We start from the raw sequence: 24,694 nt of genomic DNA, 5'->3' as shown, positions 1-24,694 counted from the left end.
CCATAACTTCTAATAACTAGGAGCCTTCCGGCTCGCTCAATGTCGCCAATTGTGCAACGAGCCGCGGCCCGCGCGCGTCGGCCGTCGCTTGGCACCAGTCTCGCTCAGATCACAATTTCGATTAAGGCTCCCGCTCACGTCCCCGTGTGCGGCCATGATCACCTCTCTGACGTCGCGGGCGGTGTTGGCGATCGTCCATCCTTGCAGACCGGAGGTCTGCCGTACCTGCTCATCGCTCGCGGCGAGGATTTCCCCGCTCAGTGCTTCGAGCAGGCGGGTCAGATCGCGACTTGGGTGCCAGCGTGTCATCACTTGCTCCAGTTCTGTTGATGGCGCAGCAAGGTGCGTCGCATCCGCCGTCGCGTCGTGTCGTAGTCGAGCTCGGACATATCATGGATCCTGCAAATCTCTCTGGCCGCCAACCCGTCAGCCATGCCCGCGATGATCTTCAGCGCCAGCAGGTCGCCCGCGAACAGCCGATAGACGTTGGCCAGCGTCTGTGCGGCGGCCAGGACCCGCTCAGGATCCGGAACTTCATGGGCTTCCTCACAGGGCCAGCTTCGCTGGTCCGGATCATCGCGGCTGACAAGTAGCCTTTGCTCGAGCCGCGCACGCCGCCAATGGTCGTTGCAGATGCTGCGCATGACACCCGACAGGAACGCCAGGATGGGGACGTCGGGCGGCCAGGGGCGCGAGCCGTCGAGGACGCGTGCAATCGCTTCGTGAAGGATGTCGCTCCAGCCGAGTCCTCCCGGCAAGTCGCGGCTCCACAGCCGCGCCAGAGCTTGTAGTCGCACGAGGTCGACATCGGACAGTGCATCGATGGCGGACGCGACATCAGCCGCGTGGGCACCCCGATCATCAGCGTTGGGAGCTATCGTCAATCGTTCCATGGTCACACGATATATGCGCTTCACCGAGCCCAGTGCGGACATCGGATGAAAATAATATTTGACGTGTCCGCGCCGGTGGCTCTCAGGCGCATCGTTTGTATCGTAACAGGAGAGCCTTCATGGACAGAACATTGGCAGAGGCGCGCCGCTGGTATGCCGAAGACCTACGATACAAAGTCCCGGTCCTTCGTAACCCGCATGTGATCGAGGCATTTGCGGCTGTTCCACGCGAGCAATTCGTCGGCCCCGGACCGTGGCGCATCATCTCGGACCCGTACAGCGACGCATTCCTGACCCCCGACACCGACCCGCGCTGGGTCTATCATGACGTTCTCGTGACGATCGATGCGAGCCGCAATCTCAACAATGGGATGCCCAGTTTCTGGGCCCGCAACTTGGAGCATCTCGACATCGCGCGGGGCGAACGCGTGCTCCAGGTCGGCGCCGGGACCGGGTACTATTCCGCGGTGCTGGCCGAGATTGTCGGCTCCACTGGTCGCGTGACGGCGGTTGAAACCGACCCAATGCTGGCCTCGCAGGCCCGCGCGAACCTCGCGAACTGGCCGCACGTCGATGTCATCTCGGGCGACGGCCGGACGGTGGACGTCGGCGAACTCGACGTCGTCATCATATTCGCCGGGTCCACCCACCCATCCCGCCTCTGGCTCGATCGCCTTGCCGAAGGGGGCCGGCTTATGATGCCGCTGACCCATGAATCCTGGAGGGGCTTTCTTCTCCGTGTGGTCCGGCGTCGAAACCAGTTCGAGGCCTCTTCGATTGGTGCCGTCTCTATTTATCCTTGCATGGGTGGACGCGACGAGGATGCTGGAAAACGTCTGCATGCCGCGCTCGAAGGCCTGCCGCCTAGCAAAGTTCCGATTCGCGCGCTGCACGTCGGTGATCCCGGCTCCGACGATGCAGAAAAGGTCTGGTTTCAAGGAGCCGGATTTTGGCTGGAACGCGAGCCCGTCGATGCGAATGCCGTCGCTCCGAATTGATCGGAAAGGGTTTTTTCTCGCGCTGGACATTCGTCGAGAACGCTAGTGCATCAGTGGTTTGCCACCCGATCCAACTCTCTGAAACAGGTCGTCCGTTCAGACAAGCCGCCGGTGTCTATTTGTGATTCGTCCCATCGAAACCTCTGGGATGTATCCTAATTGCCGTTCCAGGGCGGCCAAAGCTAGGCGGGCGGACTCTAATTTCGCAGTCGCCTCCACCAGGGCGTTTCGCGCTTCGTCAGACCGCGCAACGACTGTCGCGCCGGTCTCGAACAGGCTGTCCTTGAGATTCGGCGCCGCTTCGCCTCGCATGGCACGACGCAAATCAACGAGCGTGCGCGTCAGTGCTCGATGCGCGTCGGAATCCTCTCGTTCCAGGTGTTCCACCCGTGTGAGGGCCTCGCGATATTGTCGTATCGCAGCGACGACTTTGCTTTCGAGATCGGTGTTACCGCTCATCCGCCCTTCTTCCTCGCGAATGTTTGAGAAATTTGTGCAAGCCTGAACGAGCAAAAATGAGGCGGCTCGTAGGTGGTGGGAGCGGGGCCCAGATGACGTCATTCGCCTCGAAAATTAGGCGGGCTGGCGCCAGAACCGAGTGCTGTAATTGTTCAGCCCGCGGGTATGCGAATCGACCGTCGCCTGAAATGTCTGCGGAATCTTATCTCCGTCACCGCCCTCCCTGAAATAATCCCTGACCGAATAGAGCGCGCCTCTCATCAGGTGCTGCCATGTTTCATACAGCTTGGTCTGCCGATCCTGCTCCTGCTTGGCAGCGCTTGGCTTTCGCTTGGGGACGGGCATCGTATAGTCGGGACGTAGATCTACCTCATGGACAAACGTTATGCTGCCGGATGTCCACTCGTCGTCGACGGCCCGGCGCCACCGATAGCTCACTCTGACACTCAGGCGACTATCGAAGTGGTAGGGCGGCACGATCTGGTCGTCGACGTAGAAGAGCTGCCCTTCCTTCTGTTCCGTTTCCATGCGGCGCTTCATAGCCTCGACCGCGAATGACAAATCACTACCCGCGCGTCGGAGGGTATTTTCTGTTTCCGCACACTTTCGTGGTGCCTTGGCCTGGCAGTGCTTCGTCAATGCCTGTTCAAAATGATGAAGTTGTCTCGCAACGTAGGGTCCACAGCTCGCGAGAGGGAGGCGGTGCAGATCACCTGATCGTTCCTCGCGGATTGCGTTCTCGATAAGCCTGTTCAGCTCGTTGGTATCGATCACAGCGAGGGCATTTTGGTGATCGCGGGGGATATTGATCTCACCCATGCCGGGTATCCTCGTTTTCCTGTTGAAGCTCGAATGATCGTGACGACCTCTGGGCTGCAGACGACGGCGGGAAGCCAGTTACCGTAGGAATCGCAATTCCTCGACAAATAATATCAGGACAAGCCTCATAAATCGTAGGCTATCTCTTTTGCCGCAGTAATCGCCGATGATGCTCAGAGGGGAGAAGTCCGGCTATAACGCTTTCCTTCTATCAAACGCCAATACCAGCACGTCGCCGCGGCCGGCGAATTTTGGCGCGCCGGGAACGCGAGGCTGCCGTGTTTCCGCTATGCGGCTTCAAGCGCTAAGGCGGTCAGGAAGTCGACGGACTGCCCCATATTGGTCATCGGCCCCATTCAGTCGGGCTCGCCGGTCACAGCGATCCTTGCCACGCGCTCGGTGTCGTTCTCGATCATATCATCGAGCAACGTCTTCATGTCGCTTTGATCCGAAGCCGACTGAAACGGTCCCGGCTGACGCTCGATCGCCAGCACCGCGATCGCAAGCGCTTTTTTCACCAGATGCAGGTTGCGTCCTGTGAATTCCGCCATGCCGGCCTCCTCAACCGCACATCGACTCACAATCCATTCTAGCCGATCAGCGACTGCACCGTCACGGCAACGATGTACCAGCCGGGAGGCACGCGGCCCTGACAACCAGACTCCTGTCGACGGGCGCCACCCCGCGTCTATCAGCGCTGATCCTTGGTCGGACCGAGAGGTCTAATGCCATCAACCCGCAAGGGGTCGGCTTACGCGTGAGCGTGCCGCCGCTCCGTCTTCGTCTGCGCGGTGATTGCGGCCCTCGGCCCGACACGTCGGGCGCCTGTCGCGCGGGGATGGTCCCCGCCTCAGCACAGGAGCCGGATCAATGTCTCAAACCCTCGCATTTGCTAACGGCTGGAACCTCGCCATCACCCTCATGGTCTGCGTCGTCGTCTTTCATGCTGACACTGGCAGCTACGGCGTCATGCCGGCCGCCGAATACGACGGCGATCCGGCCGCCGTCGTACATGAATTCGACCCATTTCAACCATGAAGGGTGCAACGCTAGGCGCGTTGGACTGCGCAAGGCCAGCGGGATTTTCGCTCCCGCTGGCGCCTGCCTGCGGCTATACTCATGCCCGCGCCGTGGTGGTGGTGGAAGGCGCGACCGTCAGACCTTTATCTCACGGAGCCCACCGCCATGATCATCTTCGGACCACCGCTCGTCATCCTCGGCATCGGCTTCTTTGCCTGGCTGCTGTTCACGCTTGCTGTCTTCGCACTGCCTTTCTTCGCCGCCCTGACGATTGGCATTTGGGCCTTCCACTCGGGGGCCGGCATGCTCGGCTGCATCGCAGTGGGCCTGGTGGCGGGCGGAGCAACCTTCGGCATCGGCCAACTCGTGCTCGCTTTCGTGACATGGACCTGGCTCCGGCTCCTGATCATCATCCTCTATGTCGCACCCGCCACCGTCGCCGGTTACAGCGCCACGTATGGAATCGCGCAGATGGCGATGCCTTCACCCACCTGGCAGACGATTTTCGCGGTCCTCGGGGCGACTGCCGTCAGCATCTCGGCCTTCGTCCGCTTCACCGGAATGGCCGCACCCGGACCAGCCAGATAACGCTTGGCACGGGCTGACATTGTCACGGCCATTGGGCAGGATGATGCGATCCTCCTGGTGCGCGAGCGCAGCGATGACCTCTGGACTTTGCCCGGTGGTTGAGGTCGGCTGGTCGGCCGCACAGAATGTCGAGAGGGAAATATTCGAGGAGGCTGGCCTGCGTGTCAATGCGCTCCGTCTCTACAGGTCTGCCACAGGGCTGGACAGACTGGCGCTCCCGACGTGCGGGACTTCTACAAGCTGTTTTTTCTCAGCGAACGGCCCATGACAACGAACCATGTTCCGGCGTAGAAACCAGCGAGATAGGCTTTTTTCGGTTCGACAACCTACCGCCGTTGTCGCCTCCTTCGCTAGCTTGATCAATTGCTTGGGGCTCTCCGATCGGCGTCCGGACCTCAGGCCAACTAACACATCGGCAAGCCTGATGCGTCCCGAACATCGCGTGATCCGCAAGACGGCCCTGATATGACATCAGGCGGCCAAAAAGGCGGCGCTAAGTGACGCATCAGACAGAACATTGCGAGGTCGTCCCATGCAAAAACCGCCGCTCGATCCCGACGTCGCCGACACGGCGCCGGTAGATTCGATGCTCACGCCCTATGATTACAAGCACCTCGTCACCTACTGGCGTCTGCTGGACGCGGATGCCGAGGGCGCCGACTGGCGCGAAGTAGCGAAGATTGTGCTGCATATCGACGTGGACAACGAGCCGCAGCGGGCCCGCCGCACCTTCGACAGCCACCTTGCGCGCGCAAAATGGATGAGCGAGCACGGATATCGACACCTGCTGCGCGGCGGTTTTCCCGCCCTGAATTGACACGCTGCTCGGCTCCGACAAGCCCCTCAATGCGGATGAGTCGGTTGCGTGCGGAGAACAGCCTTCTCCTTGTAACCGCAAAAACGAGATGGACGAACTCCAGCGAAGCAATATTCTTACAAGGACCTTTCGTGACAGTGGACGGCCCTGCTACGGCGGACTGAATGACGAGCCATTCTTTGCCACGATGTAACGATGCAGGCTTGAAACATGATCGACGTTGCCGAACGCGCCAGGATTATCGTGGTCGAATAGCTTGTTGTTGATCCCGATGAAGTGGTGGATAATGCCAGCCTTATCGACGACCTTCGCGCAGATAGCCTAGACATGGTCGAATTGGTGCTCAAATTTGAGCGGGAGTTTGGTTTCGAGATTTCCGATGATGCTGTTGAGTGTATTTTGACCGTCGGCGATGCGGTAGAACTCACTAAGAAACATGCAGTGACGCGGACACTTCCGGCAACCACGCCGGGGTGCGGGCATCCACGCAAGGCCGGGCAGAGTGATCGAGGAAATCCGAGTGTAATGACGCTACGCCTTTCAACTCCTTAGCCGTGGGAGCGCGAGCGCAGCACTGTCGGTCCGCGTTGCTCACTGCACCAGCTAATCAACCCCTAGAGGATATGCCGTCCGGCTGCCTGCGTGTCGGCGCCGCTCGACGAGCGCCCTTGCTGCGCGTTCTGCGGCGCGCGCGGAGCCGAAATGATCGCCGTCAAGGCTGTCGAAGGCGCGTTCGGACGAGAAAAAGCGAAAACCGCGCTCTTCGCTGACGACGATACCCGCGGTTCGATCCGATACTTCGATGACATAGGCTTGGGACATGTGTGCTGAATCGCCGGACTCGGCGCTCTTGTCTAATTGTTGATTGATCTGGATTTTGCGAAACGATCAACAACAGACGCCGGTCGCCGCCGAGACACAGCGATGGGGCATGCGGCTTCGCATGTCGTGCATCACACTTCCGTCGTTCGTTTTCATTGCGGTGACCCTGAGCAGAACAACCTGCCACTCGTGAATATCCGGCGATACAGCGTGCTGGTCAATGAAATTGGTATCCAAAGTTGACGCATCGGCACGACACCGCATTCACCACAGACCAGAAAGAAGCAAAGTTATATCGACCCCGCTTGCAGATGATCTTTCCGCCGGACCGCGATGGCGCCTGATCAACACCGGCTCAAGGCGCGGAACCGAACACAGATTCGCACTCGGACAGGTGGAGCACGACGAGTCTTGGCGAACGTGTAATCATCGTCACCATGTTACTGGAATGAACCTTCCCAACCGAGCCATTCGGCGGAATTACTCTTCTGCATGATACTCGATCATCCTCTTCTATGCGCGCCTGCCACCGTCGCCGGTTACAACGCCACCCATGGAATCGCCCAGATGGCGATGCCTTCACCCACCTGGCAGACCATCTTCGCGGTCGTCGGCGCCATTGCCGTTGGCATCACGGCGTTCGTCCGCTTCACCGGAATGGCCCGTACCCGGACCAGCCGGACAGGGGTTGGCGCGGGACTGGGACCATCATGTCGGCTGGAGTGGGAATGGACCAGGTATCTGAACGCCCGCGATCTTCGTCATCGAAACTGGACTAGATCTGCCCCGCGCCGAGGCTCGAATCATCGCAGCGTGGCCGGGTTCGTGGCATTCGTTGAGACGGTATGGACCAAACGGCGACGGCTCACAGACACGGCCAGCGACCATCGTGAACGGGGCGTGCTGCCGAGGTTTGGTTACGGAAGCGGAGATCGGTGCCCGGCCAGGACAGAGACCCAATCACCTTGAATGCGTTGGGCCGGACTCTCTGCGGAACTCGAAAATCGCCATGTTCTCCTTGATGCCAGCTCTGTTCGAATCGAGCGCACCGAACGGCCTCTTCGATGGGTGGATCTGGCCGAAGGGCGGCTAAAGCCTCGACCGCCTATGGCGCAACGGCGCCGATCGACTTTCTTCCCCTGCCGGCTGCGCCGTCATTCCTCGCGAAACAAGAAAGTCGCCTGGCTGCCATCCTCCGCTGACGCTTCGGCCCCGGGGTGCGCCGTCGATCGCCTCCGGCCCGTCGATCACCATCGAGGCCGCAAGGTGCGGGCTCGAAAAACAGAGATCAAGGAGAACTACCATGGCGACCATCGGCACCTTCAAGAAGACCGGCTCGAACGAGTTCACCGGCGAAATCGTCACTCTCTCACTCCAGGCCAGGAACGTCCGGATCGTCCCCGAAACCAACCGCTCCGGCGAGAACGCACCGAGCCACCGGGTCTATGTCGGTCGAGTTGAGATCGGGGCAAGCTGGTCCAAGCGCTCCAACGAGGGCCGCGACTATCTGAGCCTGAAGCTCGACGATCCGAGCTTCACCGCTCCGATCTTCGCCAACCTCTTCGACGACGAGGACGGTGAGGGCTTCAGCCTGATCTGGTCCCGCCCCAGCCGTCGCAACGGCGACTGACCCGGCCCACAATGCCTCGCCCGGCTGGTCCGGGCGGGGCATCGCCACGCCCAAGAATTGCGAAGGCACCTCGTTGCCGTGACGGCGCAAGCGGCGAGGGCGTAGCAGATGCCGATTAGCCGCCGCGTCCCGCTTTGATCGGCCGTCTTTGATTGGCCTCCAACACGCTATCGACGATGTCATCCCAGTCGGGACAGATTGCGACCAGGCGATCCAGCACAGTGGGATCCCGTTCGATCTGGCCGAGCGCCTGAGCGCGCCATTGGTCGTTGAAGCTTATGCTCATCAGCCCCAGGCATTCGATGACCGAACTGTCGGGCCGCAGATGCTCCAACGTCGCCGTCACTATGCCGGTCCATTGTTGGATCAGATGCCACGGCTCCGGGTCGCTCCGAGCCTCCAACTTCTCTCCGAGGAGACCAATCAGCGCGAGGAATCGAGTTGGCCAAGGTTGAGGCCTGAGTTCCACGACCAGAGTGTCCACCGTTTCACGGATGTCGACTGGCAAGTGCTCGTACAGGGTCATAAAGCGACTCCATCTCACTCAGCATGCTCTCCCGTCCCTGGACCAAGCATGCGTCTTTGGAGACAAATCAGATTTACGTAAAGCCGCCTATCAACTTATGCGTGAGGCAATGCGGAGGTGATTCACAACGTGGCAGTGCCGCGATGGAGCACAAATTCGTCGCGTCATCGAGCGCGATGAGGATGAACCGCCGTTCGCTTGATCAGATCGGTTGCTTCGACGCCTAGCGCCTTCGCGATTCGGCCGAGCACGGTTACGCTGGCCGACACATCGGCGCGTTCAATGGCGCCGACGTAACGGACACTCAGTCCGGCGCCATCTGCCAACTCTTCCTGCGTCATTTTCTTCACATGACGTATCCGACGCAGATTGATCGCCATGACCTCCTTGAGATCCATGGCGACAAGGGAACTCACATCAGCACGATCGTTCCAGGAACGATCGTTCCGATTCGCGCAGCCCCGTGCTATTCATGGTTCTGCCGTAGGCCCTGTTTGCCGTTTTCGGGGAGCGCCGTGATGCGGTCTGCGCATCGCGGGCGTATCATGTGACATTTCGCGGCTTGCGAAGTTCCGATGGCCGAATGAATGAGTCTGACGTTGCGTCAATGTTGAGGGGACGATTGCCATGAACGAACTGAACAAACTGCGATTCCGCGATCAGCCGCCAATAACCGAGCGTGTGAACGCCTACGACGAGAAACATCTTGCAATCTATGTCCGGTTGTTGATGGCCGAAGAAGAGGGCGCCGACTGGCGTGAGGTGGTCCACGTGATCTTCGGTCTCGATCCTGCGCGAGAACCGGATCGTGCCAAAACCGTCCATGACAGCCATCTCGCCCGCGCGCGATGGATGGTGGAAGCCGGATATCAGCAGTTGTTGCAACCGCGGATGCAGTGAGTTGCCCCAATCACGCAAATTGCGATCTCGCGTGATGCAACTTCCGGGTCTAGTCTTTCGTAACGTCTTTACGGATCGTGGTGTGGGGGTAGAACAAAAAGACGAGAAGACACACCATGCCCACCCAGTACTGGCGCTCGCCGGAGACCATCGAGCGCCTGAATCGCCTTGAGCGCCCGGGTTTTGCCCTCGAATTCCTTCGCCGCAATGCTGACTACCGCCGCGATTTCGCCCGCACTGAGCGCCAGATTGCGCGCAAGGACGCTGATCCCGAAACCATCCGAATGAGTTTCGCACGTCGATGGAGGTTGCGGTGTCGCACATGACCCAGTCTCTCCGGTTGGGCCCGAGCCAACCATTTGGCTCCCGGAAGCGTCACCGGGAACATTGATCCTGGAGCCCGCGCCGCCGGGCTTCGACACCCCCCGTTCGATTGATCGCAGCGTTCTCGGGCAGTCGCTCCTCGAGCTGTCCGATGCCGACGGTCGCGAGTTGGTGATAGCGGAGGGGTCGGGTGAACTCCATGTCCGTTTGCGTGACGAGCAGGCCGCGCGCCGCCCTGCCGTGCTTGTTCCGCTCGACAGCATGGGCGAACTGCGGGCCGACGTGGCGCTACACTTCGCGCGCCGCCTTGCTGGCCAGCGCACCGCTCTTCTGCCGGCGGCTCTGCGGCTGACTTCATTCCAAAAGCGGCGACTGATTCAGCTCCTCCATGCCTTCGACGTCCACGACCTGGGCGGCAGCCCGCGGGACGTGGCAGCGAAGGTGCTCGCCTCCGACCACGCCCAGCGTCGTTCGGTCGAGTGGAAGGATTCGCATGCCCGCCGCAAGGCGAACCGCCTCATTCATGATTCGATCGCCCTGGTCGAGCGTGGCTATCTGAAACTCCTGCGCGGCCTCTGACCGGCGCCTCGATTTCACCAGGCCACCCGCCCTGATGAGTTAACCCGCGCCCGCTGTTAGCGCCTGGCTTCGCCTCGATGCGACTGTGGGGGGACACAAATCGGCGTAAATTTTCGTCCACCCCCAACGCCAAAACTCTCCGCCACTCTGGCACCGACAAGCCGCGACTTGGCTGCGGCGCTTCAAGGCAAGACGGAGATCTCCCATGCTCGACCGGACCGCGCAGCTCACCACGCGCTACGTGCGCACCCCCGAGGCCGCGCGCCTCCTTGGCCTCTCGCCGCGCACACTGGAGAAGTATCGCTGCCATGGCAACGGTCCGACTTTCCGCAAGCTCGGCGGCCGTGTCGTGTACGCCATCGGCGATCTCGAAGCCTGGGCCGATCAGGCCGCCTGCAGCTCAACCTCGGATCCTCGCTACGTCGAGGCGCGCGCCGCCGGCAACGCGCATCGCTAAGGCAGCGCTCGCCCATGTCGTCGCGCCGCCTCATCACGCCCAGCGAACGAAGCAAGCTCGATCCGTTCATTGTCGCCACCGGCGACGCCAGCCCACGCGATCAGCGCGACTTGATGGAGCGGCCATTCTTCTCGCTCGCCAAAGCCAAACGCACGCGCCCGATCCTCTATCAGGCTGGCGAAGTGCGTGTCGAAGTCTATGCAGTCCCTGAGCACGGTATGGCGACCATTTGGGATGCCGACGTGCTGATTTGGGCGGCGAGCCAGATTGTCGAGGCTGAGAACCTTGGTCTGAAAACCTCACGCTTCCTGCGCTTTACGCCCTATCAGCTTCTGGTCGCGGTCGGCCGACAGACCGGGGCGCGGGACTACAAGCTGTTGAAGGGCGCGCTGGGCCGTCTGCAGGCGACCGTCATCCGCACCAGCATCCGGCAGGGCGAGCATTGGCGGCGCCACCAATTCTCCTGGATCAACGAATGGGAGGAGCGCGCGCGGCGCGACGGCCGCGTGGAAGGCATGGAATTTGTCCTCCCGGAGTGGTTCTATCGCGGCGTCATCGATCGCTCGCTCGTTCTCACGATTGATCCGGCCTATTTCAGCCTGACCGGCGGGATCGAGCGCTGGCTCTACCGCGTCGCTCGCAAGCATGCCGGCCGCCAGCCGAGAGGATGGCTGTTTGAGGTCGCACACCTCCACGAGAAATCCGGCAGCCTCGCCAAGCCCGCTGACTTCGCCTTTGATCTCCGCCGGATCGCGGCCCGTCAACCGCTGCCAGGCTACCGCCTGAGCATCGAACGCAGGGAACGCCGAGAACTGCTGCGCATCCTGCCCGGCAAGTCATCCACAGCACCTGTGGATGGCGCTGTGAATCAACTCGGGACTTCGGGCGTTCGCGCTATCGGGACTTCGGGCGTGCCCGTATCGGGATTTCGGGAGCGCAAACCACAGCTAACGCTTTGGCGAGACGCGACGATCGCTCGCCCTAACTTAGAGTCTAACTTAGAATCTAACTGTTGTAGTGGGCCCGTGCGTTCTGCGGATAACGCCGACGCACGCGCTGAGCCGCCAGCCAAGCACCAAAGCCGACAATCCTTGCCGCTTCTCAACCGCAAGCCGGGAGGCAAGCGATGATTGTCGCGGTGCTCAACCAGAAAGGCGGTGTCGGCAAAACCACGCTCGCCCTGCACCTCGCCGGTGAATGGGCGCTGCGCGGAAAGCGGGTGACGCTGATCGATGCCGACCCTCAGGGCTCGGCATTGGACTGGTCGCAGCAGCGGGCGCGGGAAAATGTCGCACGGTTGTTCGGCGTCGTTGGCCTCGCGCGCGATACGCTCCACCGCGAAGCGCCGGAGATCGCGCGCGCCGCCGATCATGTCGTCATTGACGGACCGCCGCGCGTCGCTGGATTGATGCGTTCGGCGTTGCTTGCGGCCGATCTGGTGCTGATCCCGGTGCAGCCATCGCCGTTCGACGGCTGGGCATCGGCCGAGATGCTCAATCTGCTGCGCGAGGCTCGCATCTCACGTCCGCAGCTTGCTGCTCGCTTTGTGCTCAACCGCTGTGGTGCGCGCACGATCATCGCGCGCGAGACGGCTGAGGTTCTTGCCGATCACGATCCGCCGGTGCTCGCCAGCACCATCGGCCAACGCGTCGTCTTCGCTGACGCCGCGCAGTCCGGTCGGCTCGTCTTCGAGTTCGCCGAGCAGAACGCCGCCGCCCGCGAGATCGCCGCGCTCGCCGCTGAAGTCGCGAGGTTCGCGCCATGAGCGAGCGCTCCACCAAGCGCGGCTTTGCCTCGCGTCCCGGCGATGCCGAAAGCTGGATCAAGGCCAGCGACGCACCGCCGCGCCGCGTGGATAACGGGGCCGCATTTACAGCCCGTCTGACCATCGACATCACGCCGGCGCTGCGCGGCCGCATCAAGGTCGCTGCGTTCCAGCGCGGCGTCACCGTCGCCGACATGCTGCGCGAACTGTTGGCGCGAGAATTCCCGATAGACACCGGAGAGCCGTCATGAATGACAATGAGGCGTTGCCGCGTGCCGTGCCGCCCTCGCATCGGCGCGACGTTTCATTCACCAGTGTCGAGCTGACCTGGATCGAGAAGCGGATCGAGCACTGGCTGCGCTTCGGCCGTCGCGCGGAGGAGAAGATCCTCGACCGCCGCCGCAGCATTTCCGCTTTTGCGCCCGGCAGCATCTTCGGCTTCGTACGTTGGGCCTCGAACGACTATGGCACCGTGGTCTCGCGCATGGACATCGTGCGCGCCGTGGAGGCGGGCCAGCGCTATCAGACGCTGCCATTCGTCCGCCCCGGCGGCGAGATCCTGCTGCGCGTCGATGGGTGGCCGAAGGTCGAGCGCGTGTTGCAGGCGATCGACGCCATCGAGGCGCTCGCCGTCGATCCAGCCGACGCTGCGCCCGAATACTGGCGACATCTCCACAACCGCCTCGCCGCCGACCACGTGCCGCGCGCCTACACGCGCGCGCAGCATGTCGCCTGGCTCAAGCGCCGGAGCGTCACGCCATGACCCGATTTGGCTACCTCATGGTGACGTACCTAGCGATGCTCGCCGCCGGCGGCCTGGTATTCGTTCATCCCGCGCCCCGGCTGATCTGGAACGCGACCGCGAGCACGCCGACAGGGTTTTACACGCTGCATTCAGTCGAAAAGCTGCATGCCCTGGACCTGGTCGCGGTGCGGCTCCCAGAGCCGATCGCGAATGAACTCGCCGTCGGGGGCTTTCTTCCCAAGGGTGTGTCGTTGCTGAAGCACGTGATGGCGCTGCCCGGGCAGACCGTGTGCCGGTCAGGCGACGCCATCACTGTCGACGACGTCGACGTCGGCGCTGCACACGATCGCGACCATCTCGGTCGTCCGCTGCCGCGTTGGAGCGGCTGCACCACCCTTCAATCGGGTGAGGTCTTCCTCATGAACCCGACCGTCCCGGACAGCCTGGACGGCCGCTATTTCGGCTCACTGCCTGTCAGTTCGGTCGTCGCACGCGCGGTCCCGCTTTGGACAAATGAGGCTGGCGACGGCCGCTTCGTCTGGCGCGCCGCCACCCACTAGCCCGCTTCTCAACCCGCCAACCAGGAGGTTTCCCATGGCGCAAATCGGCCAGTTCACCCGCGATAAGTCCGGCTTCACCGGACGCGTTGAAACGCTTTTCTTCGAGCGGATTCTCACCCTCGTCCCGGCCGAATCCTCGGATGCCGAGAACGCGCCGGACTACCGTATCCGCCTCGGCGATGCCGACGGACCGGAGATCGGCGCAGGTTGGAAACGCACTGGAGAGAAGGCCGGCGAGTACGTTTCGCTCATCATCGATGATCCCACGCTGCCGCGGCCGATCCGCGCCAATCTCTTCCAGTCGGGCGACGACAAATCGGCCTGGACGCTGAACTGGAATCGTCTGCCCCAGCGCGCCGATCGGGATTGATGCATGCAGGGCCCCGTCACGCGTGCCGCCGACAAGGCGCATCGAAGCTCCATTCTTCTGTTCGCCGCAAAGGCGTCTCAGCCCTCCGGTCCGCGCAACCTTCGGCCGGCCCCCGCGCACAGCGTTGGTCAAACCGCCTGTCCGCGCGCGCCGTTAGTGAGCAGCACGAACCCCCGCCGTGATGGCGGAGCCACGGCGGGTTTTGCCGTTCTCCTCCTTACCGGCCTGCTGGTGATTGGCGCGTCAATGCCGGCAGTGTCAGCAGAGAAAGCGTCGGCGCGCAGTCAGCCGACGAACGACCGCTATGCCACTCATGTGACGGAAGCCGCGCAGCGCTTTGGCATTCCGACTGCATGGATTCGAGCCGTCATGCGGATCGAGAGCCATGGCGAGCGGCGCGCCGTGTCACCCAAAGGCGCGCTCGGTCTGATGCAACTCATGCCCAAGACCTGGGCGGACATGCGTGCTCGCTATGGTCTCGGGCGGGATCCCTTCGATCCACATGACAATATCTTCGCTGGTGCAGCCTTCCTGCGCGAGCTGCACGAACGCTACGGCTCGCCCGGCTTTCTTGCGGCCTACAATGCGGGTCCCGGCCGCTACGAGGATTTTCGAGACAGACATCGTCCGCTGCCCACCGAGACCGTCGCCTATGTCGCAGCCCTCGTCCCTTTTGTCGATGCGGAGGGGACGCCAAAGCCTCTCCTCGTCGCGGCCTCTTCTCGTTCATCCTGGACGCGGGCGCCGCTCTTTTTCGGGCGCGCTGACGGTCCGTCGTCTGCCACGCGAGCGACATCCGACCGACCGGCGCACGACAGGTGGGCTGCCGTTCCGGTGCACGATCTCTCGGCGATTGCGCCGCAGTCTGAAGGCCTGTTCGTCGCGCTCTCGACAACGGGGCGATCGCAATGACTGCACGGCATCATCAACGTCAACGTCCAGATCGACGCACGCCTGCAGGCACCCATGTCGCGGACATCTGGATATCCGTCGCGCGATGGTGGCCTGCCATCGCCGTCGGTTGGGAATTCGTGCTCAGGCGTGTCCTAGCGCGTTCCTGCGAAGGAGAAAGAGCAGGCGAGGGAGACGAGCAGGCAACGACCGAACGAGGGCGAGATAAAAGGCCGCAATGTGCGGCTCGGTCGGTCGGTTGTTGTTGCTTTGTTTTTTTACTGATCCGGCAATGTGCGGCTTCGGCACGCAATGTGCGCCTCACCATCAACTCATTGCGGGGATTCTACTTTTCGCACATTGCCGAGGCTGGTCATGGCTGAAGAGAGCGACTTTCAGCCTCGGCCTGGCCGCATCCGCTCCTCAAGGAGCCAGCGGGCCAAGCCCTTCATCGCCCAGGCGCTTGCCGCTGCTCAGCGCGCCGGCGGCGGCGTTTCGCGAGCCGGCCGTCTCGCCAACCATCGTCATTCACGCTTCGGCCGCGGCCGGGTCGCCAGCGTGAGGGCGAACCGTCTGCTCACCAGCCGCTCGCGTCTGGTGACGATCAAGACCCGAGTCGTCCGGCATACGGCGCGCTCGGCGCCGCTGTCAGCCCACCTCGGCTATCTCCGGCGCGAGGGCGTCACCCGGGACGGGGAGAAGGCCCGGCTGTTCGGCCCGGAGACCGACGAGGCCGATCCCAAGGCCTTCGCCGATCGCTGCAAGGATGACCGTCACCATTTCCGCTTCATCGTCTCGCCCGAGGACGCGCCGGAGATGACCGACCTCAAAGGTTTCGCCCGTGACTTGGTCGGTCAGATGGAGACCGATCTTGGCACCAAGCTCGACTGGGTGGGCGTCGATCACTGGAACACGCAGCATCCGCACGTCCACATCATCGTGCGCGGCGTGGCCGAAGACGGCCAGGACCTCGTCATCTCCCGCGACTACATCAAGGAGGGCATGCGCGCCCGGGCCCAGGACCTGGTCACACAGGAACTCGGACTGCGCTCCGATCTCGATATCCGCCGCTCGCTCGAGCGTCAGGTCGAAGCCGAACACTGGACCCAGCTCGACCGCCAGCTCGTCCGAGACGCCGACAGGCACGGCGTCATCGACCTCGCGCCCGATCCGACGCAGCAGCCCGATCAGTTCCATGCGTTAAAGGTCGGCCGGCTGCGACGCCTGGAGAGCCTCGGCCTCGCGCATCAGCTCGGGCCAGGCCAATGGGCCATGGACGAGGGCGCCGAGACCACGTTGCGCGAGCTCGGTGAGCGCGGCGACATCATCAAACGCATCCACCGCAGCCTGACCGAGCGCGGCATCGAGCGCGGGAGCGCGAGCTACGTGCTGGCAGGCGAAAGCCTCGACGTTCCCGTCATCGGACGCCTCGTCGATCGCGGTCTCGACGACGAACTCAAGGAGACCGCCTACGCCGTGGTCGACGGCGTCGATGGCCGCACCCACCACATCAGGCTCCCCGATCTCGACGCAGCCGGCGACAGCGCCCCGGGCTCGATCGTCGAGCTACGCAAATTCGACGACGCGCGAGGGCAGCGTCGCGTGGCACTCGCCGTCCGCTCCGATCTCTCGATCGAAGCGCAGGTGACGGCGAGCGGCGCGACATGGCTCGACCGGCAGGCCGTTGCACGCGACCCGGTAGCGCTTGGCCAGGCCGGCTTCGGCGCCGAGGTCCGCGACGCCATGGAACGACGGGCCGAGCAGCTCATCGAGCAGGGTCTCGCCGAGCGCCAGGCGCGTGGACTGGTGTTCGCTAAGAACCTCATCGGCACGCTGCGCCGCCGGGAGGTTGACGCTCTCGGCGCGCAGCTCGCGGCTGAGACGGGCCAGCCGTTTAATCCGTCGGCCGCTGGCGAATATGTCACTGGGACCTATCGACAGCGCATCGCACTGGCCTCCGGCCGCTTCGCCATGATCGACGACGGGCTGGGCTTCCAGCTCGTGCCCTGGACGCCCTCGCTCGAAAAGCAGCTCGGCCGGCACGTCTCCGGCGTCGCGCGCAACGACGGCGGCATCGATTGGGGTTTCGGGCGCAATCGGGGGCTCGGCCTGTGAACGATGCCTCCAATCGTCGACTTCAGGAAAGGGCGGCCGCCATGTCCGCGACCAAGATTCTCTGGGGCCAGGTCATCACCGTCTTCGCGATCGTCCTGCTGACGATCTGGACCGCGACGGAATGGACGGCCTGGCGGCTGGGCTTCCAGCCGCAGCTCGGGCAGCCCTGGTTCGAGCTGCTCCATTTTCCGTTCTACCTTCCGCCCGCCTTCTTCTGGTGGTGGTATGCCTACGATGCCTATGCGCCGTCGATTTTTATCGAGGGCGCGTACATCGCCGCATCCGGCGGCATCATCGCCGCGGCCGTCGCGATCGGCATGTCCGTGTGGCGCGCCCGCGAAGCAGAGAATGCCGAGACCTACGGCTCGGCGCGATGGGCTGAGGGCAAGGAGATCCAGCAGGCTGGCCTGCTCGGGCCTGACGGCGTGGTTCTCGGCCGGTTCGAGCGCGCGTATCTCCGCCATGATGGACCGGAGCATGTCCTGTGTTTCGCTCCCACGAGGTCGGGCAAGGGCGTCGGCCTCGTCATCCCCTCGCTGCTGACCTGGCCCGGCTCGGCCATCGTCCATGACATCAAAGGTGAGAACTGGCAGCTCACCGCCGGCTTCCGCACCCGGCACAGCCGCGTTCTTCTGTTCGATCCGACCAACGCAAAGTCGTCAGCCTACAACCCGTTGCTGGAGGTCCGCCGCGGCGAGTGGGAGGTGCGCGACGTCCAGAACATCGCCGACATCCTGGTCGACCCCGAGGGCAGTCTCGAAAAGCGCAACCACTGGGAGAAAACCAGCCACGCACTGCTGGTCGGCGCCATCCTCCACGTCCTCTATGCCGAGGAGGACAAGACCCTCGCCGGGGTCGCAGCCTTCTTGTCAGATCCGAAGCGGCCGATCGAGTCGACGCTTGCCGCGATGATGCGGACGGCGCATCTCGGCGAGGCCGGCGTCCATCCCGTCGTCGCGTCCGCCGCGCGTGAGCTGCTGAACAAGTCCGGTAACGAGCGCTCAGGTGTCCTGAGCACGGCGATGTCGTTCCTCGGGCTCTACCGCGATCCCGTTGTCGCCGAGGTGACGCGACGCTGTGACTGGCGGATCACCGACATCGTCGGTGGGAACCGGGCGACCACGCTGTACCTCGTGGTGCCGCCGTCGGACATCAATCGCACTAAGCCGCTGATCCGTCTGATTCTCAACCAGATCGGCCGCCGCCTGACCGAGGATCTGCAGGCCAAGGCCGGACGGCGCCGGCTCCTCCTGATGCTCGACGAATTCCCCGCGCTCGGCCGGCTCGACTTCTTCGAGTCCGCGCTGGCCTTCATGGCTGGTTACGGCATCAAGAGCTTCCTGATCGCCCAGTCGCTGAACCAGATCGAGAAGGCCTATGGGCCCAACAACTCGATCCTGGACAACTGCCATGTCAGGGTGAGCTTCGCCACCAATGATGAAAGGACGGCGAAGCGAGTGTCCGACGCATTGGGCATGGCGACCGAGATGAAGGCGATGAAGAACTATGCCGGCAGCCGGCTGTCGCCTTGGCTCGGTCACCTCATGGTGTCGCGGTCGGAGACCGCGCGTCCGCTGCTGACGGCGGGCGAGGTGATGCAGCTCCCGGCGTCGGACGCGATCGTCATGATGTCGGGCCTGCATCCGATCCGCGCCATGAAAGCCCGCTATTACGAGGACGGACGCTTCCAGGAGCGCATCCAGGCGCCGCCGACGCTGACCAAACCCAATGACGGGCGGCCGGACGACTGGAGTTCACGGCCTCTGCCGCCGCGCCCAACAACAGCGCCGGCCTCGACCGACGATCAGACCGACGTAGAAGATCCGAAGACCACGGACCGTCGGCGGCAACCGGAACTGACGCGTGAGACCGTCGAGAAGAAGGAACCCCTCGACAACGAGTTTGCGTCTGAATTTGCCGACGAACTCGACGAAGATGCCCCGCGGATCAGGCGCATGAACGACATGATGCAGGGCGTCGCGCGACAGGCATCGCTCGATCCCGGCGACGATCTCGGATTGTGAGGGCAGGCATGGTCGCGCCGAAGAAGAAAGCCCAGATGTCGGTCTATCTCGATCCGGACGTCATGAAGACGCTCTCGGCCTATGCCGCCCGGCGCGAGCAGTCGCTGTCGCTCATCGCCGAAGCTGCTATTGCGTCCTTTCTGTCGCCGGACGCCGATGAACGGCGGGAGGCCGCTATTGCCAAGCGTCTTGATCAAGTCGATCGCCGCATCGCACGGCTCGAGCGCGACATGGGGATCTCGGTCGAGACCATAGCCTTGTTCGTCCGGTTCTGGCTCACAACGACGCCGCCACTCCCCGAACCGGCCGCCAAGGCCGCAAGAGCACAGGCCGGAGTCCGTTATGATAATTTCGTCGCGGCACTCGGTCGACGGCTCAACCAAGGACCGAAGCTGCGGCAGGAGATCCCGGAGGATACTAACGAGGCCGAGCCGACGTGAGCGGTAGCTGCCTAATCGTCTGATGACCGCTCACCGCGCGGACGGAAATCCAGCCGCGGCGGCGAGTCGAGTCTGTGCATCGCAAGCAGTTCTTGTGCGAGAATCGACAATGCGCAGCCGATCTCTTCAACGCACGCGGGGCTGATCGAGACCGCATCCTCGGCGGCGTTCGGCCCGGTGACCAAGGGGCTGTCCTACGCCTGGGCAACTTTCACCTGCCTCCGCATAGTGTGTCTTTCATTTGCCAGTCTCGGCGAGCTTGTTGACGGGTCGCCGTGCACGTCCGCGTAGGCGGCAGAAGTGAGGTAGTAGCGCTTGTAACTGGCGAAGGCCGTTGCGGCCGTCCGCCAGGATCCAGACTTCCGACTGCTTCAGTGTGTTGGAGGGGAAGGAATCCCAGGCGACCCAGGCATCGACGCTGTTGCCGACGAAAGCGGTGCGGCCAGACCCACTCGGCCCAAAGGGATCGAAAGCCACGGCCGCAAGATCAAACTTATCGCCATTGCCAAAATGCCGCGATAGTTCCAGAGGGGCATCTGGCTACCCTCGATCTTTTGCACGCCTCGCTGCCGACGAACGACGTCGATGTCAGCGCTGCTCCTAAAGCCAGGTCGAGCAATCCTCCCTCGATTATCGTGCCCTGAGCATTGCCGCCACTCTGAACCACTTCCGTAGCACCGGAATAGACTGTGTTCCCATTGTCGGTTCCGAATATTTGCGCGTCCCGCCGGAGTTTATTGCTCCAGCGTTCGAGAAGTCTCCCTGTTCAATGGTCAAAGCACCGCCGGCCTGCACGATGTCCCTCCAGATTTGACTCTTCGAAACCAAAGATGGACGAGTACTCGCTCACCGCTTCGGCATAAACCGTCAATGTGCCGCCGGAAAAAATCGTGCTGAATTCAGCAATGCCTCCTGCCTGGTCGCCACTACGCACGTTGCGTAACCACCGCTCTGGACGACTGCGCCAAAGCTCCATCCGTCGAATATGTCTTGAGTACGTAGAAGCAAATCTGACTGCGAGGCAGCGCGCCATGGAACACCTGCTGAGTACCACTGATCCGACAATGGTATGACAGGTGACACCTCCGAAGATCTGCTCAGTGCTTCCATTGAGGATGCTACTGTAGTTCGTCGTTCCCTGCGCCTCTTCCCAGCCGCCATTCACAATTACATCGTACGCCAAGCTCTCGGACGCGCCCGCGTTCACGACCGAATGCAAGCTCGTCCCTCGGATAGATATGGCGACTGGGGCAGCATCGTCCCCGCAACTGATTGTCCCAGAAGCCGTGACAGCGGCCGCGATGGCGAGCTCGCCAGAACCATAACAGAGTAGTTGTTGGACGAGCTTAAATTGAGTGTGGTCGCGCCCGAGGTGATGGTCGTCATGGTTAGCCTCCAATAGGTTAAAAAAACTCGGAGAAGGCTAATTTAGTCGAGTAGGCTGTCAATCCCTACCGCCGATGGTGATGCTTATGATTGCCGCAGATGTCGCCTTAGCAAGCCCGCTTCAGATCTTCTGATTGTACTCGCCGACCTCGGGATGCGTGCGCAGCACGCTGTTCACCATCTCGAACATGTCGTGCATGCGCTGCTCGGAGACCGGGCTCTCAACCACGACCACCAGTTCGGGCTTGTTGGAGGAGGCGCGCACCAGGCCCCAGCTGCCATCCTCGACCGTGACGCGCACGCCGTTGACGGTGACGAGATCGCGGATCGACTGACCGCCGATCTTGGCACCCTTCGACTGCAAGCCCTCAAAATGCTTCACGACGGCGTCGATGACGCCGTATTTGACCTCGTCCGCGCAATGCGGCGACATCGTCGGCGACGACCAGGTTTTTGGCAGCGCGTCCTTCAGGTCGGCCATCGACTTGCCCGGCGCGCGGTCGAGCATGTCGCAGATCGCGATCGCCGAGACCAGGCCGTCGTCATAGCCGCGGCCGTACGGCTTGTTGAAGAAGAAGTGGCCGGACTTCTCGAGGCCCGCGAGCGCGCCCATCTCGTGGGTGCGGCGCTTCATGTAGGAATGTCCGGTCTTCCAGTAGGCGACCTTCGCACCCTGCTTCTGTAGCACCGGATCGGTCACGAACAGGCCGGTCGACTTCACGTCGACGACGAACTGCGCGTCCTTGTGGATCGCCGACATGTCGCGCGCCAGCATCACGCCGACCTTGTCGGCAAAGATCTCCTCGCCGGTGTTGTCGACGACGCCGCAGCGATCGCCGTCACCGTCGAAGCCGAGACCGACATCGGCCTTGTGCTGCAGCACCGCGTCGCGGATTGCGTGCAGCATCTCCATGTCTTCAGGGTTCGGATTGTATTTTGGGAAGGTGTGATCGAGCTCGGTGTCGAGCGGGATCACCTCGCAGCCGATCGCCTCCAGCACCTGCGGCGCGAACGCGCCGGCGGTGCCGTTGCCGCAGGCCGCGACGACCTTGAGCTTGCGGTTAAGCTTCGGACGGCTGGTGAGATCGGCGATGTAGCGCGCCGGATAGTTCTCGTGGAACTGATAGGAGCCGCCGGCCTTGTTCTTGAACTCGGCGCCCAGCACGATCTCCTTGAGCCGCGTCATCTCGTCGGGGCCGAAGGTCAGCGGACGGTTGGCGCCCATCTTCACGCCGGTCCAGCCATTGTCGTTGTGCGAGGCCGTGACCATGGCGCAGCAGGGTACGTCGAGGTCGAACTGCGCGAAATAGGCCATCGGCGTCACCGCGAGCCCGATGTCGTGCACCTTGCAGCCGGCTGCCATCAGGCCGGAGATCAGCGCATATTTGATCGAGGCCGAATAGCCGCGGAAATCATGACCGGTGACGATCTCTTGCTTGACGCCAAGCTCCGCGATCAGCGCACCCAGCCCCATGCCGAGCGCCTGGATTCCCATCAGGTTGATTTCTTTTTGGAACAGCCAGCGCGCGTCGTATTCGCGAAAGCCGGTCGCCTTCACCATCGGCTCGGATTCGAAGGCGTAGGTGTTGGGCAGCAACACGGATTTCGGCTTGGGAAACATCGAGACAATCTGTCAAAGAGGTGAAATTGACGACAGCCACAGCCAACCGCTCAGGCCAGGGCAGGGCAGGCGTAAAACTCAAAAATTAAGAACCGGCGATCCGGATCGCAATCGAATATTATCGCAGGCGAGACAACAGAGATACCAACTCAGCTTGCCGTCTCGTCCCGGTCCGCAGGAAAACAGCCTTAAGATGGTTACGCGCGGTCCCCGGCGAAATCGTCATATCGAGAGCAATTTCCTCCAGCGATTTTCCCTCGACCAGAAGCGATGCGAGACGAGCCTGAGCGGGTGTCAAACCGAATATCTCCATCACAGAGCTCTGCGACACCTGAAGGATTTCGTTCAGATCCGTAAGGAGAAGAAGGGCGCCCACATCCGGCAACGGGTCTTCGCTCTCGCTTTCCAATCCTTGCACAAAGGCATCCACTACGACCGGACGGCCCTGGCGTCTGGTGATCACGGTTTGCAGGGTGCTACGGCCTGGTTTGCTGGATGCGAGACGGATCAAGTTGACCAGTCGATCCAATTTCATTCGCGATTGGGGGTCGGCCGCGAACAGACGTTTCCCCTTGATCGAGAGATCATCATCGAAAAGCTTTAATGCGTCGTCGTTGACATCCAGCACCAAGCCGTGACGATCGATCACAATCGCAGGCCGTTTCAGTAGTCCAAGCGCACCAATCATCCTGGGCCGTTCCCCGCGAGCGATGCGCAGTTCACTCGGGCAAAATAGAACTCCCTTCGGACCGGGCCCCGTTTCCTCTTCACCCTTGAGCATTCGGAACATTCAAATTGTGCTTGCCATAATAAAGCTAAAAACACCATCAATCACTGCGGCAACTTATAGCTGTGCGAATCCAAGTCGACAGTCCCATTTGGGATATGTGTTCTCATTTAATTTCTAGTTCGTTTCGTATAGCCAAGCTTTCGGTGCGTTTGCTCGTTCGATTTGCACGCTTGTTCGGCGACATTTGATTGCGATTGCCCCAAAAGTGAAACTTGACTTGTCACCAGAAGAAAGGCGCTCAACCTACAATTTTGTGCCTGCATACATCAGGCGACGTTCCCTACTTTCGCGCCGGATTTCATTGCGGCGGGCGCTTAGAATGCGGGTATTCTGATTTGACGCGTCTGCCCAGCCCTCCAACTCGGTTCGGGAATCTCGATAACTAAAGGAAAGTTGGCCGAGACTAACGCATCGAGGGCGATGTTCCTCGCACAGGCGTCTTTCGATAGATTGGCGATCAAGCCCGGCTAGCTCTGTTTCAAGCAGCGGCGATAGCGGTGGATAAGGATGCGGTGGTTGCGCATGACGGCTAAGTTTTCGCTGATCATCGGCGGGACTCGCATTCGGAACCAGATTCAAGACTTGCCATTAGGTGCTTTAAGAGGCAGTTCACTCTGCGAATGCCGTTTCGACGACCAATTGCGTCTAAGCGCATCAGTTTTCGTACGTAATGTACGATGAAACCGAGCGGCATGCTCGATCCGCACGCGGATATAGGCAAGCCCGATGTCGCGGTCCGCTGCAGAGATAGACCTTTCCGCCAAGAGCTCAAGACGCTCGGCGCTTGCGGTTGAGACGCGCAAATGCGCCCATTCAAGCTAAGGCGCGAAGCGCTCGCCGCCGATGAAAGCTTTGTATGCCAACGACTGAGGATCCAGATGCCTGCTGGCGCCGCGCGATAGGGTCGGAAAGCTGCATCACTCGCAGACGAACTGCGGATAGATCGCAAACGTTGAGAAGAACCTCGGCACTTGCGAGCCCGTTCCAGAGATGCGGCTTTTGGACACCCGTCCGGGAACGCTACGGGAGACGTTCAGCACATTTTGCTTTTCCTATCTCATATGGGACTCGTTGCGGCGCGTTCGAGTTGGCTATTGGTCGCCCAGGCAAGTCGTCATAGGAGCCGCTCGTTGATCGTTCTTGACCAGAAATAAG

At 61.9% G+C, this 24,694-nt stretch carries 30 protein-coding genes and 2 pseudogenes; 21 read left to right on the top strand and 11 right to left on the bottom strand.

What is annotated here, in order from left to right:
* Nucleotides 1–36 precede the first annotated feature (36 nt).
* Entirely contained in the window at nt 37–309 is a 273-nt protein-coding gene (locus FXB38_RS10530) for a hypothetical protein (protein WP_148750777.1), read from the bottom strand.
* The gene (locus tag FXB38_RS10525; RefSeq protein ID WP_246229805.1) at nt 309–893 is read right to left on the bottom strand and encodes an RNA polymerase sigma factor; all 585 of its coding nucleotides are present in this window, start codon (nt 891–893) and stop codon (nt 309–311) included. The genes FXB38_RS10530 and FXB38_RS10525 overlap by 1 nt, the downstream gene beginning before the upstream one ends.
* Nucleotides 894–1,012: 119 nt before the next feature.
* Between FXB38_RS10525 and FXB38_RS10520 the strand changes: the two genes are divergently transcribed.
* Nucleotides 1,013–1,891: a protein-L-isoaspartate O-methyltransferase family protein gene (locus FXB38_RS10520; RefSeq protein WP_148750776.1), complete on the top strand. Its 879-nt coding sequence runs from the start codon at nt 1,013–1,015 to the stop codon at nt 1,889–1,891.
* Nucleotides 1,892–1,987: 96 nt separating this feature from the next.
* Here the strand turns inward: FXB38_RS10520 and FXB38_RS10515 are convergent, their stop codons facing one another.
* The 3 genes from FXB38_RS10515 to FXB38_RS10505 form a co-directional block, all read right to left on the bottom strand.
* Nucleotides 1,988–2,350, bottom strand: coding sequence for a hypothetical protein (locus tag FXB38_RS10515; protein ID WP_148750775.1), 363 nt, complete (start codon nt 2,348–2,350; stop codon nt 1,988–1,990).
* A 114-nt stretch (nt 2,351–2,464) separates the two neighbouring features.
* On the bottom strand, nt 2,465–3,169 hold the full coding sequence (locus tag FXB38_RS10510; protein ID WP_148750774.1) for a hypothetical protein: 705 nt from the start codon (nt 3,167–3,169) through the stop codon (nt 2,465–2,467).
* Between the two features lie 356 nt (nt 3,170–3,525).
* Nucleotides 3,526–3,720, bottom strand: coding sequence for a hypothetical protein (locus FXB38_RS10505; RefSeq protein ID WP_148750773.1), 195 nt, complete (start codon nt 3,718–3,720; stop codon nt 3,526–3,528).
* A 319-nt stretch (nt 3,721–4,039) separates the two neighbouring features.
* Between FXB38_RS10505 and FXB38_RS42655 the strand changes: the two genes are divergently transcribed.
* The 4 genes and pseudogenes from FXB38_RS42655 to FXB38_RS43760 all read left to right on the top strand — a co-directional run.
* Nucleotides 4,040–4,207, top strand: a complete 168-nt coding sequence (locus FXB38_RS42655; protein WP_187434786.1) for a hypothetical protein — start codon at nt 4,040–4,042, stop codon at nt 4,205–4,207.
* Nucleotides 4,208–4,354: 147 nt separating this feature from the next.
* A complete protein-coding gene (locus FXB38_RS10500) occupies nt 4,355–4,777 on the top strand; it encodes a hypothetical protein (protein WP_187434785.1) in 423 nt (140 codons plus the stop codon).
* A gap of 532 nt (nt 4,778–5,309) precedes the next feature.
* A complete protein-coding gene (locus FXB38_RS10495; protein WP_148750771.1) occupies nt 5,310–5,594 on the top strand; it encodes a DNA -binding domain-containing protein in 285 nt (94 codons plus the stop codon).
* Between the two features lie 210 nt (nt 5,595–5,804).
* Nucleotides 5,805–6,035: pseudogene (locus FXB38_RS43760) on the top strand (acyl carrier protein); the annotation flags it as partial.
* 162 nt (nt 6,036–6,197) lie between these two features.
* On the opposite strand, the gene FXB38_RS10485 reads toward FXB38_RS43760, so the two are convergent.
* Nucleotides 6,198–6,416 (bottom strand): hypothetical protein, encoded by a 219-nt coding sequence (locus FXB38_RS10485; protein ID WP_148750770.1) that lies wholly within the window; start codon nt 6,414–6,416, stop codon nt 6,198–6,200.
* 510 nt (nt 6,417–6,926) lie between these two features.
* On the opposite strand from FXB38_RS10485, the pseudogene FXB38_RS43755 reads away from it, so the two are divergent.
* Both FXB38_RS43755 and FXB38_RS10470 read left to right on the top strand, forming a co-directional pair.
* Nucleotides 6,927–7,161: pseudogene (locus tag FXB38_RS43755) on the top strand (hypothetical protein); the annotation flags it as partial.
* 558 nt (nt 7,162–7,719) lie between these two features.
* Nucleotides 7,720–8,046: a DUF736 domain-containing protein gene (locus tag FXB38_RS10470; RefSeq protein WP_148750769.1), complete on the top strand. Its 327-nt coding sequence runs from the start codon at nt 7,720–7,722 to the stop codon at nt 8,044–8,046.
* Between the two features lie 115 nt (nt 8,047–8,161).
* Here FXB38_RS10470 and FXB38_RS10465 read toward each other — a convergent pair whose 3' ends face one another.
* Nucleotides 8,162–8,572: a hypothetical protein gene (locus FXB38_RS10465; RefSeq protein WP_148750768.1), complete on the bottom strand. Its 411-nt coding sequence runs from the start codon at nt 8,570–8,572 to the stop codon at nt 8,162–8,164.
* A 164-nt stretch (nt 8,573–8,736) separates the two neighbouring features.
* Nucleotides 8,737–8,970 carry a helix-turn-helix domain-containing protein gene (locus FXB38_RS10460; protein ID WP_187434784.1) on the bottom strand — a complete coding sequence of 78 codons (234 nt, stop codon included), beginning with the start codon at nt 8,968–8,970 and terminating at the stop codon, nt 8,737–8,739.
* 229 nt (nt 8,971–9,199) lie between these two features.
* Between FXB38_RS10460 and FXB38_RS10455 the strand changes: the two genes are divergently transcribed.
* The 14 genes from FXB38_RS10455 (at nt 9,200) to FXB38_RS10390 (ending at nt 19,742) form a co-directional block, all read left to right on the top strand.
* Entirely contained in the window at nt 9,200–9,472 is a 273-nt protein-coding gene (locus FXB38_RS10455; protein WP_430640166.1) for a DUF2285 domain-containing protein, read from the top strand.
* A gap of 116 nt (nt 9,473–9,588) precedes the next feature.
* Entirely contained in the window at nt 9,589–9,798 is a 210-nt protein-coding gene (locus FXB38_RS10450; protein ID WP_148750766.1) for a transcriptional regulator domain-containing protein, read from the top strand.
* 61 nt (nt 9,799–9,859) lie between these two features.
* Entirely contained in the window at nt 9,860–10,375 is a 516-nt protein-coding gene (locus FXB38_RS10445; protein WP_148750765.1) for a DUF2285 domain-containing protein, read from the top strand.
* A 205-nt stretch (nt 10,376–10,580) separates the two neighbouring features.
* Complete coding sequence (locus FXB38_RS10440) at nt 10,581–10,832, top strand: helix-turn-helix transcriptional regulator (protein WP_148750764.1); 252 nt, start codon at nt 10,581–10,583, stop codon at nt 10,830–10,832.
* A 14-nt stretch (nt 10,833–10,846) separates the two neighbouring features.
* Nucleotides 10,847–11,962: a replication initiator protein A gene (locus tag FXB38_RS10435; RefSeq protein WP_148750763.1), complete on the top strand. Its 1,116-nt coding sequence runs from the start codon at nt 10,847–10,849 to the stop codon at nt 11,960–11,962.
* A complete protein-coding gene (gene parA / locus FXB38_RS10430) occupies nt 11,959–12,597 on the top strand; it encodes a ParA family partition ATPase (protein ID WP_148750762.1) in 639 nt (212 codons plus the stop codon). Before FXB38_RS10435 ends, parA begins: the two co-directional genes overlap by 4 nt.
* Nucleotides 12,594–12,848 carry a ribbon-helix-helix protein gene (locus tag FXB38_RS10425; RefSeq protein WP_148750761.1) on the top strand — a complete coding sequence of 85 codons (255 nt, stop codon included), beginning with the start codon at nt 12,594–12,596 and terminating at the stop codon, nt 12,846–12,848. The genes parA and FXB38_RS10425 overlap by 4 nt, the downstream gene beginning before the upstream one ends.
* Nucleotides 12,845–13,360 (top strand): DUF2840 domain-containing protein, encoded by a 516-nt coding sequence (locus tag FXB38_RS10420; RefSeq protein ID WP_148750760.1) that lies wholly within the window; start codon nt 12,845–12,847, stop codon nt 13,358–13,360. Before FXB38_RS10425 ends, FXB38_RS10420 begins: the two co-directional genes overlap by 4 nt.
* A complete protein-coding gene (locus tag FXB38_RS10415; protein ID WP_148750759.1) occupies nt 13,357–13,902 on the top strand; it encodes a S26 family signal peptidase in 546 nt (181 codons plus the stop codon). The genes FXB38_RS10420 and FXB38_RS10415 overlap by 4 nt, the downstream gene beginning before the upstream one ends.
* Nucleotides 13,903–13,936: 34 nt before the next feature.
* Complete coding sequence (locus tag FXB38_RS10410; protein ID WP_148750758.1) at nt 13,937–14,272, top strand: DUF736 domain-containing protein; 336 nt, start codon at nt 13,937–13,939, stop codon at nt 14,270–14,272.
* A 3-nt stretch (nt 14,273–14,275) separates the two neighbouring features.
* Nucleotides 14,276–15,184, top strand: a complete 909-nt coding sequence (locus tag FXB38_RS10405) for a lytic transglycosylase domain-containing protein (protein ID WP_148750757.1) — start codon at nt 14,276–14,278, stop codon at nt 15,182–15,184.
* Between the two features lie 354 nt (nt 15,185–15,538).
* Nucleotides 15,539–17,278, top strand: coding sequence for a relaxase/mobilization nuclease domain-containing protein (locus tag FXB38_RS10400; protein WP_148750756.1), 1,740 nt, complete (start codon nt 15,539–15,541; stop codon nt 17,276–17,278).
* Between the two features lie 41 nt (nt 17,279–17,319).
* Nucleotides 17,320–19,302, top strand: a complete 1,983-nt coding sequence (locus FXB38_RS10395) for a conjugal transfer protein TraG (RefSeq protein WP_187434783.1) — start codon at nt 17,320–17,322, stop codon at nt 19,300–19,302.
* A gap of 8 nt (nt 19,303–19,310) precedes the next feature.
* Nucleotides 19,311–19,742 carry a CopG family transcriptional regulator gene (locus FXB38_RS10390; RefSeq protein WP_148750754.1) on the top strand — a complete coding sequence of 144 codons (432 nt, stop codon included), beginning with the start codon at nt 19,311–19,313 and terminating at the stop codon, nt 19,740–19,742.
* Nucleotides 19,743–19,753: 11 nt separating this feature from the next.
* On the opposite strand, the gene FXB38_RS42650 is transcribed toward FXB38_RS10390, so the two are convergent.
* The 3 genes from FXB38_RS42650 to FXB38_RS10380 form a co-directional block, all read right to left on the bottom strand.
* On the bottom strand, nt 19,754–19,927 hold the full coding sequence (locus tag FXB38_RS42650) for a hypothetical protein (RefSeq protein WP_187434782.1): 174 nt from the start codon (nt 19,925–19,927) through the stop codon (nt 19,754–19,756).
* A 1,322-nt stretch (nt 19,928–21,249) separates the two neighbouring features.
* A complete protein-coding gene (locus FXB38_RS10385; protein WP_148750753.1) occupies nt 21,250–22,749 on the bottom strand; it encodes a phosphomannomutase/phosphoglucomutase in 1,500 nt (499 codons plus the stop codon).
* A 118-nt stretch (nt 22,750–22,867) separates the two neighbouring features.
* Complete coding sequence (locus tag FXB38_RS10380; RefSeq protein WP_148750752.1) at nt 22,868–23,530, bottom strand: helix-turn-helix transcriptional regulator; 663 nt, start codon at nt 23,528–23,530, stop codon at nt 22,868–22,870.
* Nucleotides 23,531–24,694: the final 1,164 nt, after the last annotated feature.

This window comes from Bradyrhizobium cytisi, assembly GCF_008123515.1.
GTDB lineage: Bacteria > Pseudomonadota > Alphaproteobacteria > Rhizobiales > Xanthobacteraceae > Bradyrhizobium > Bradyrhizobium cytisi.
This window is presented reverse-complemented; position numbering and strand designations above follow the sequence as displayed.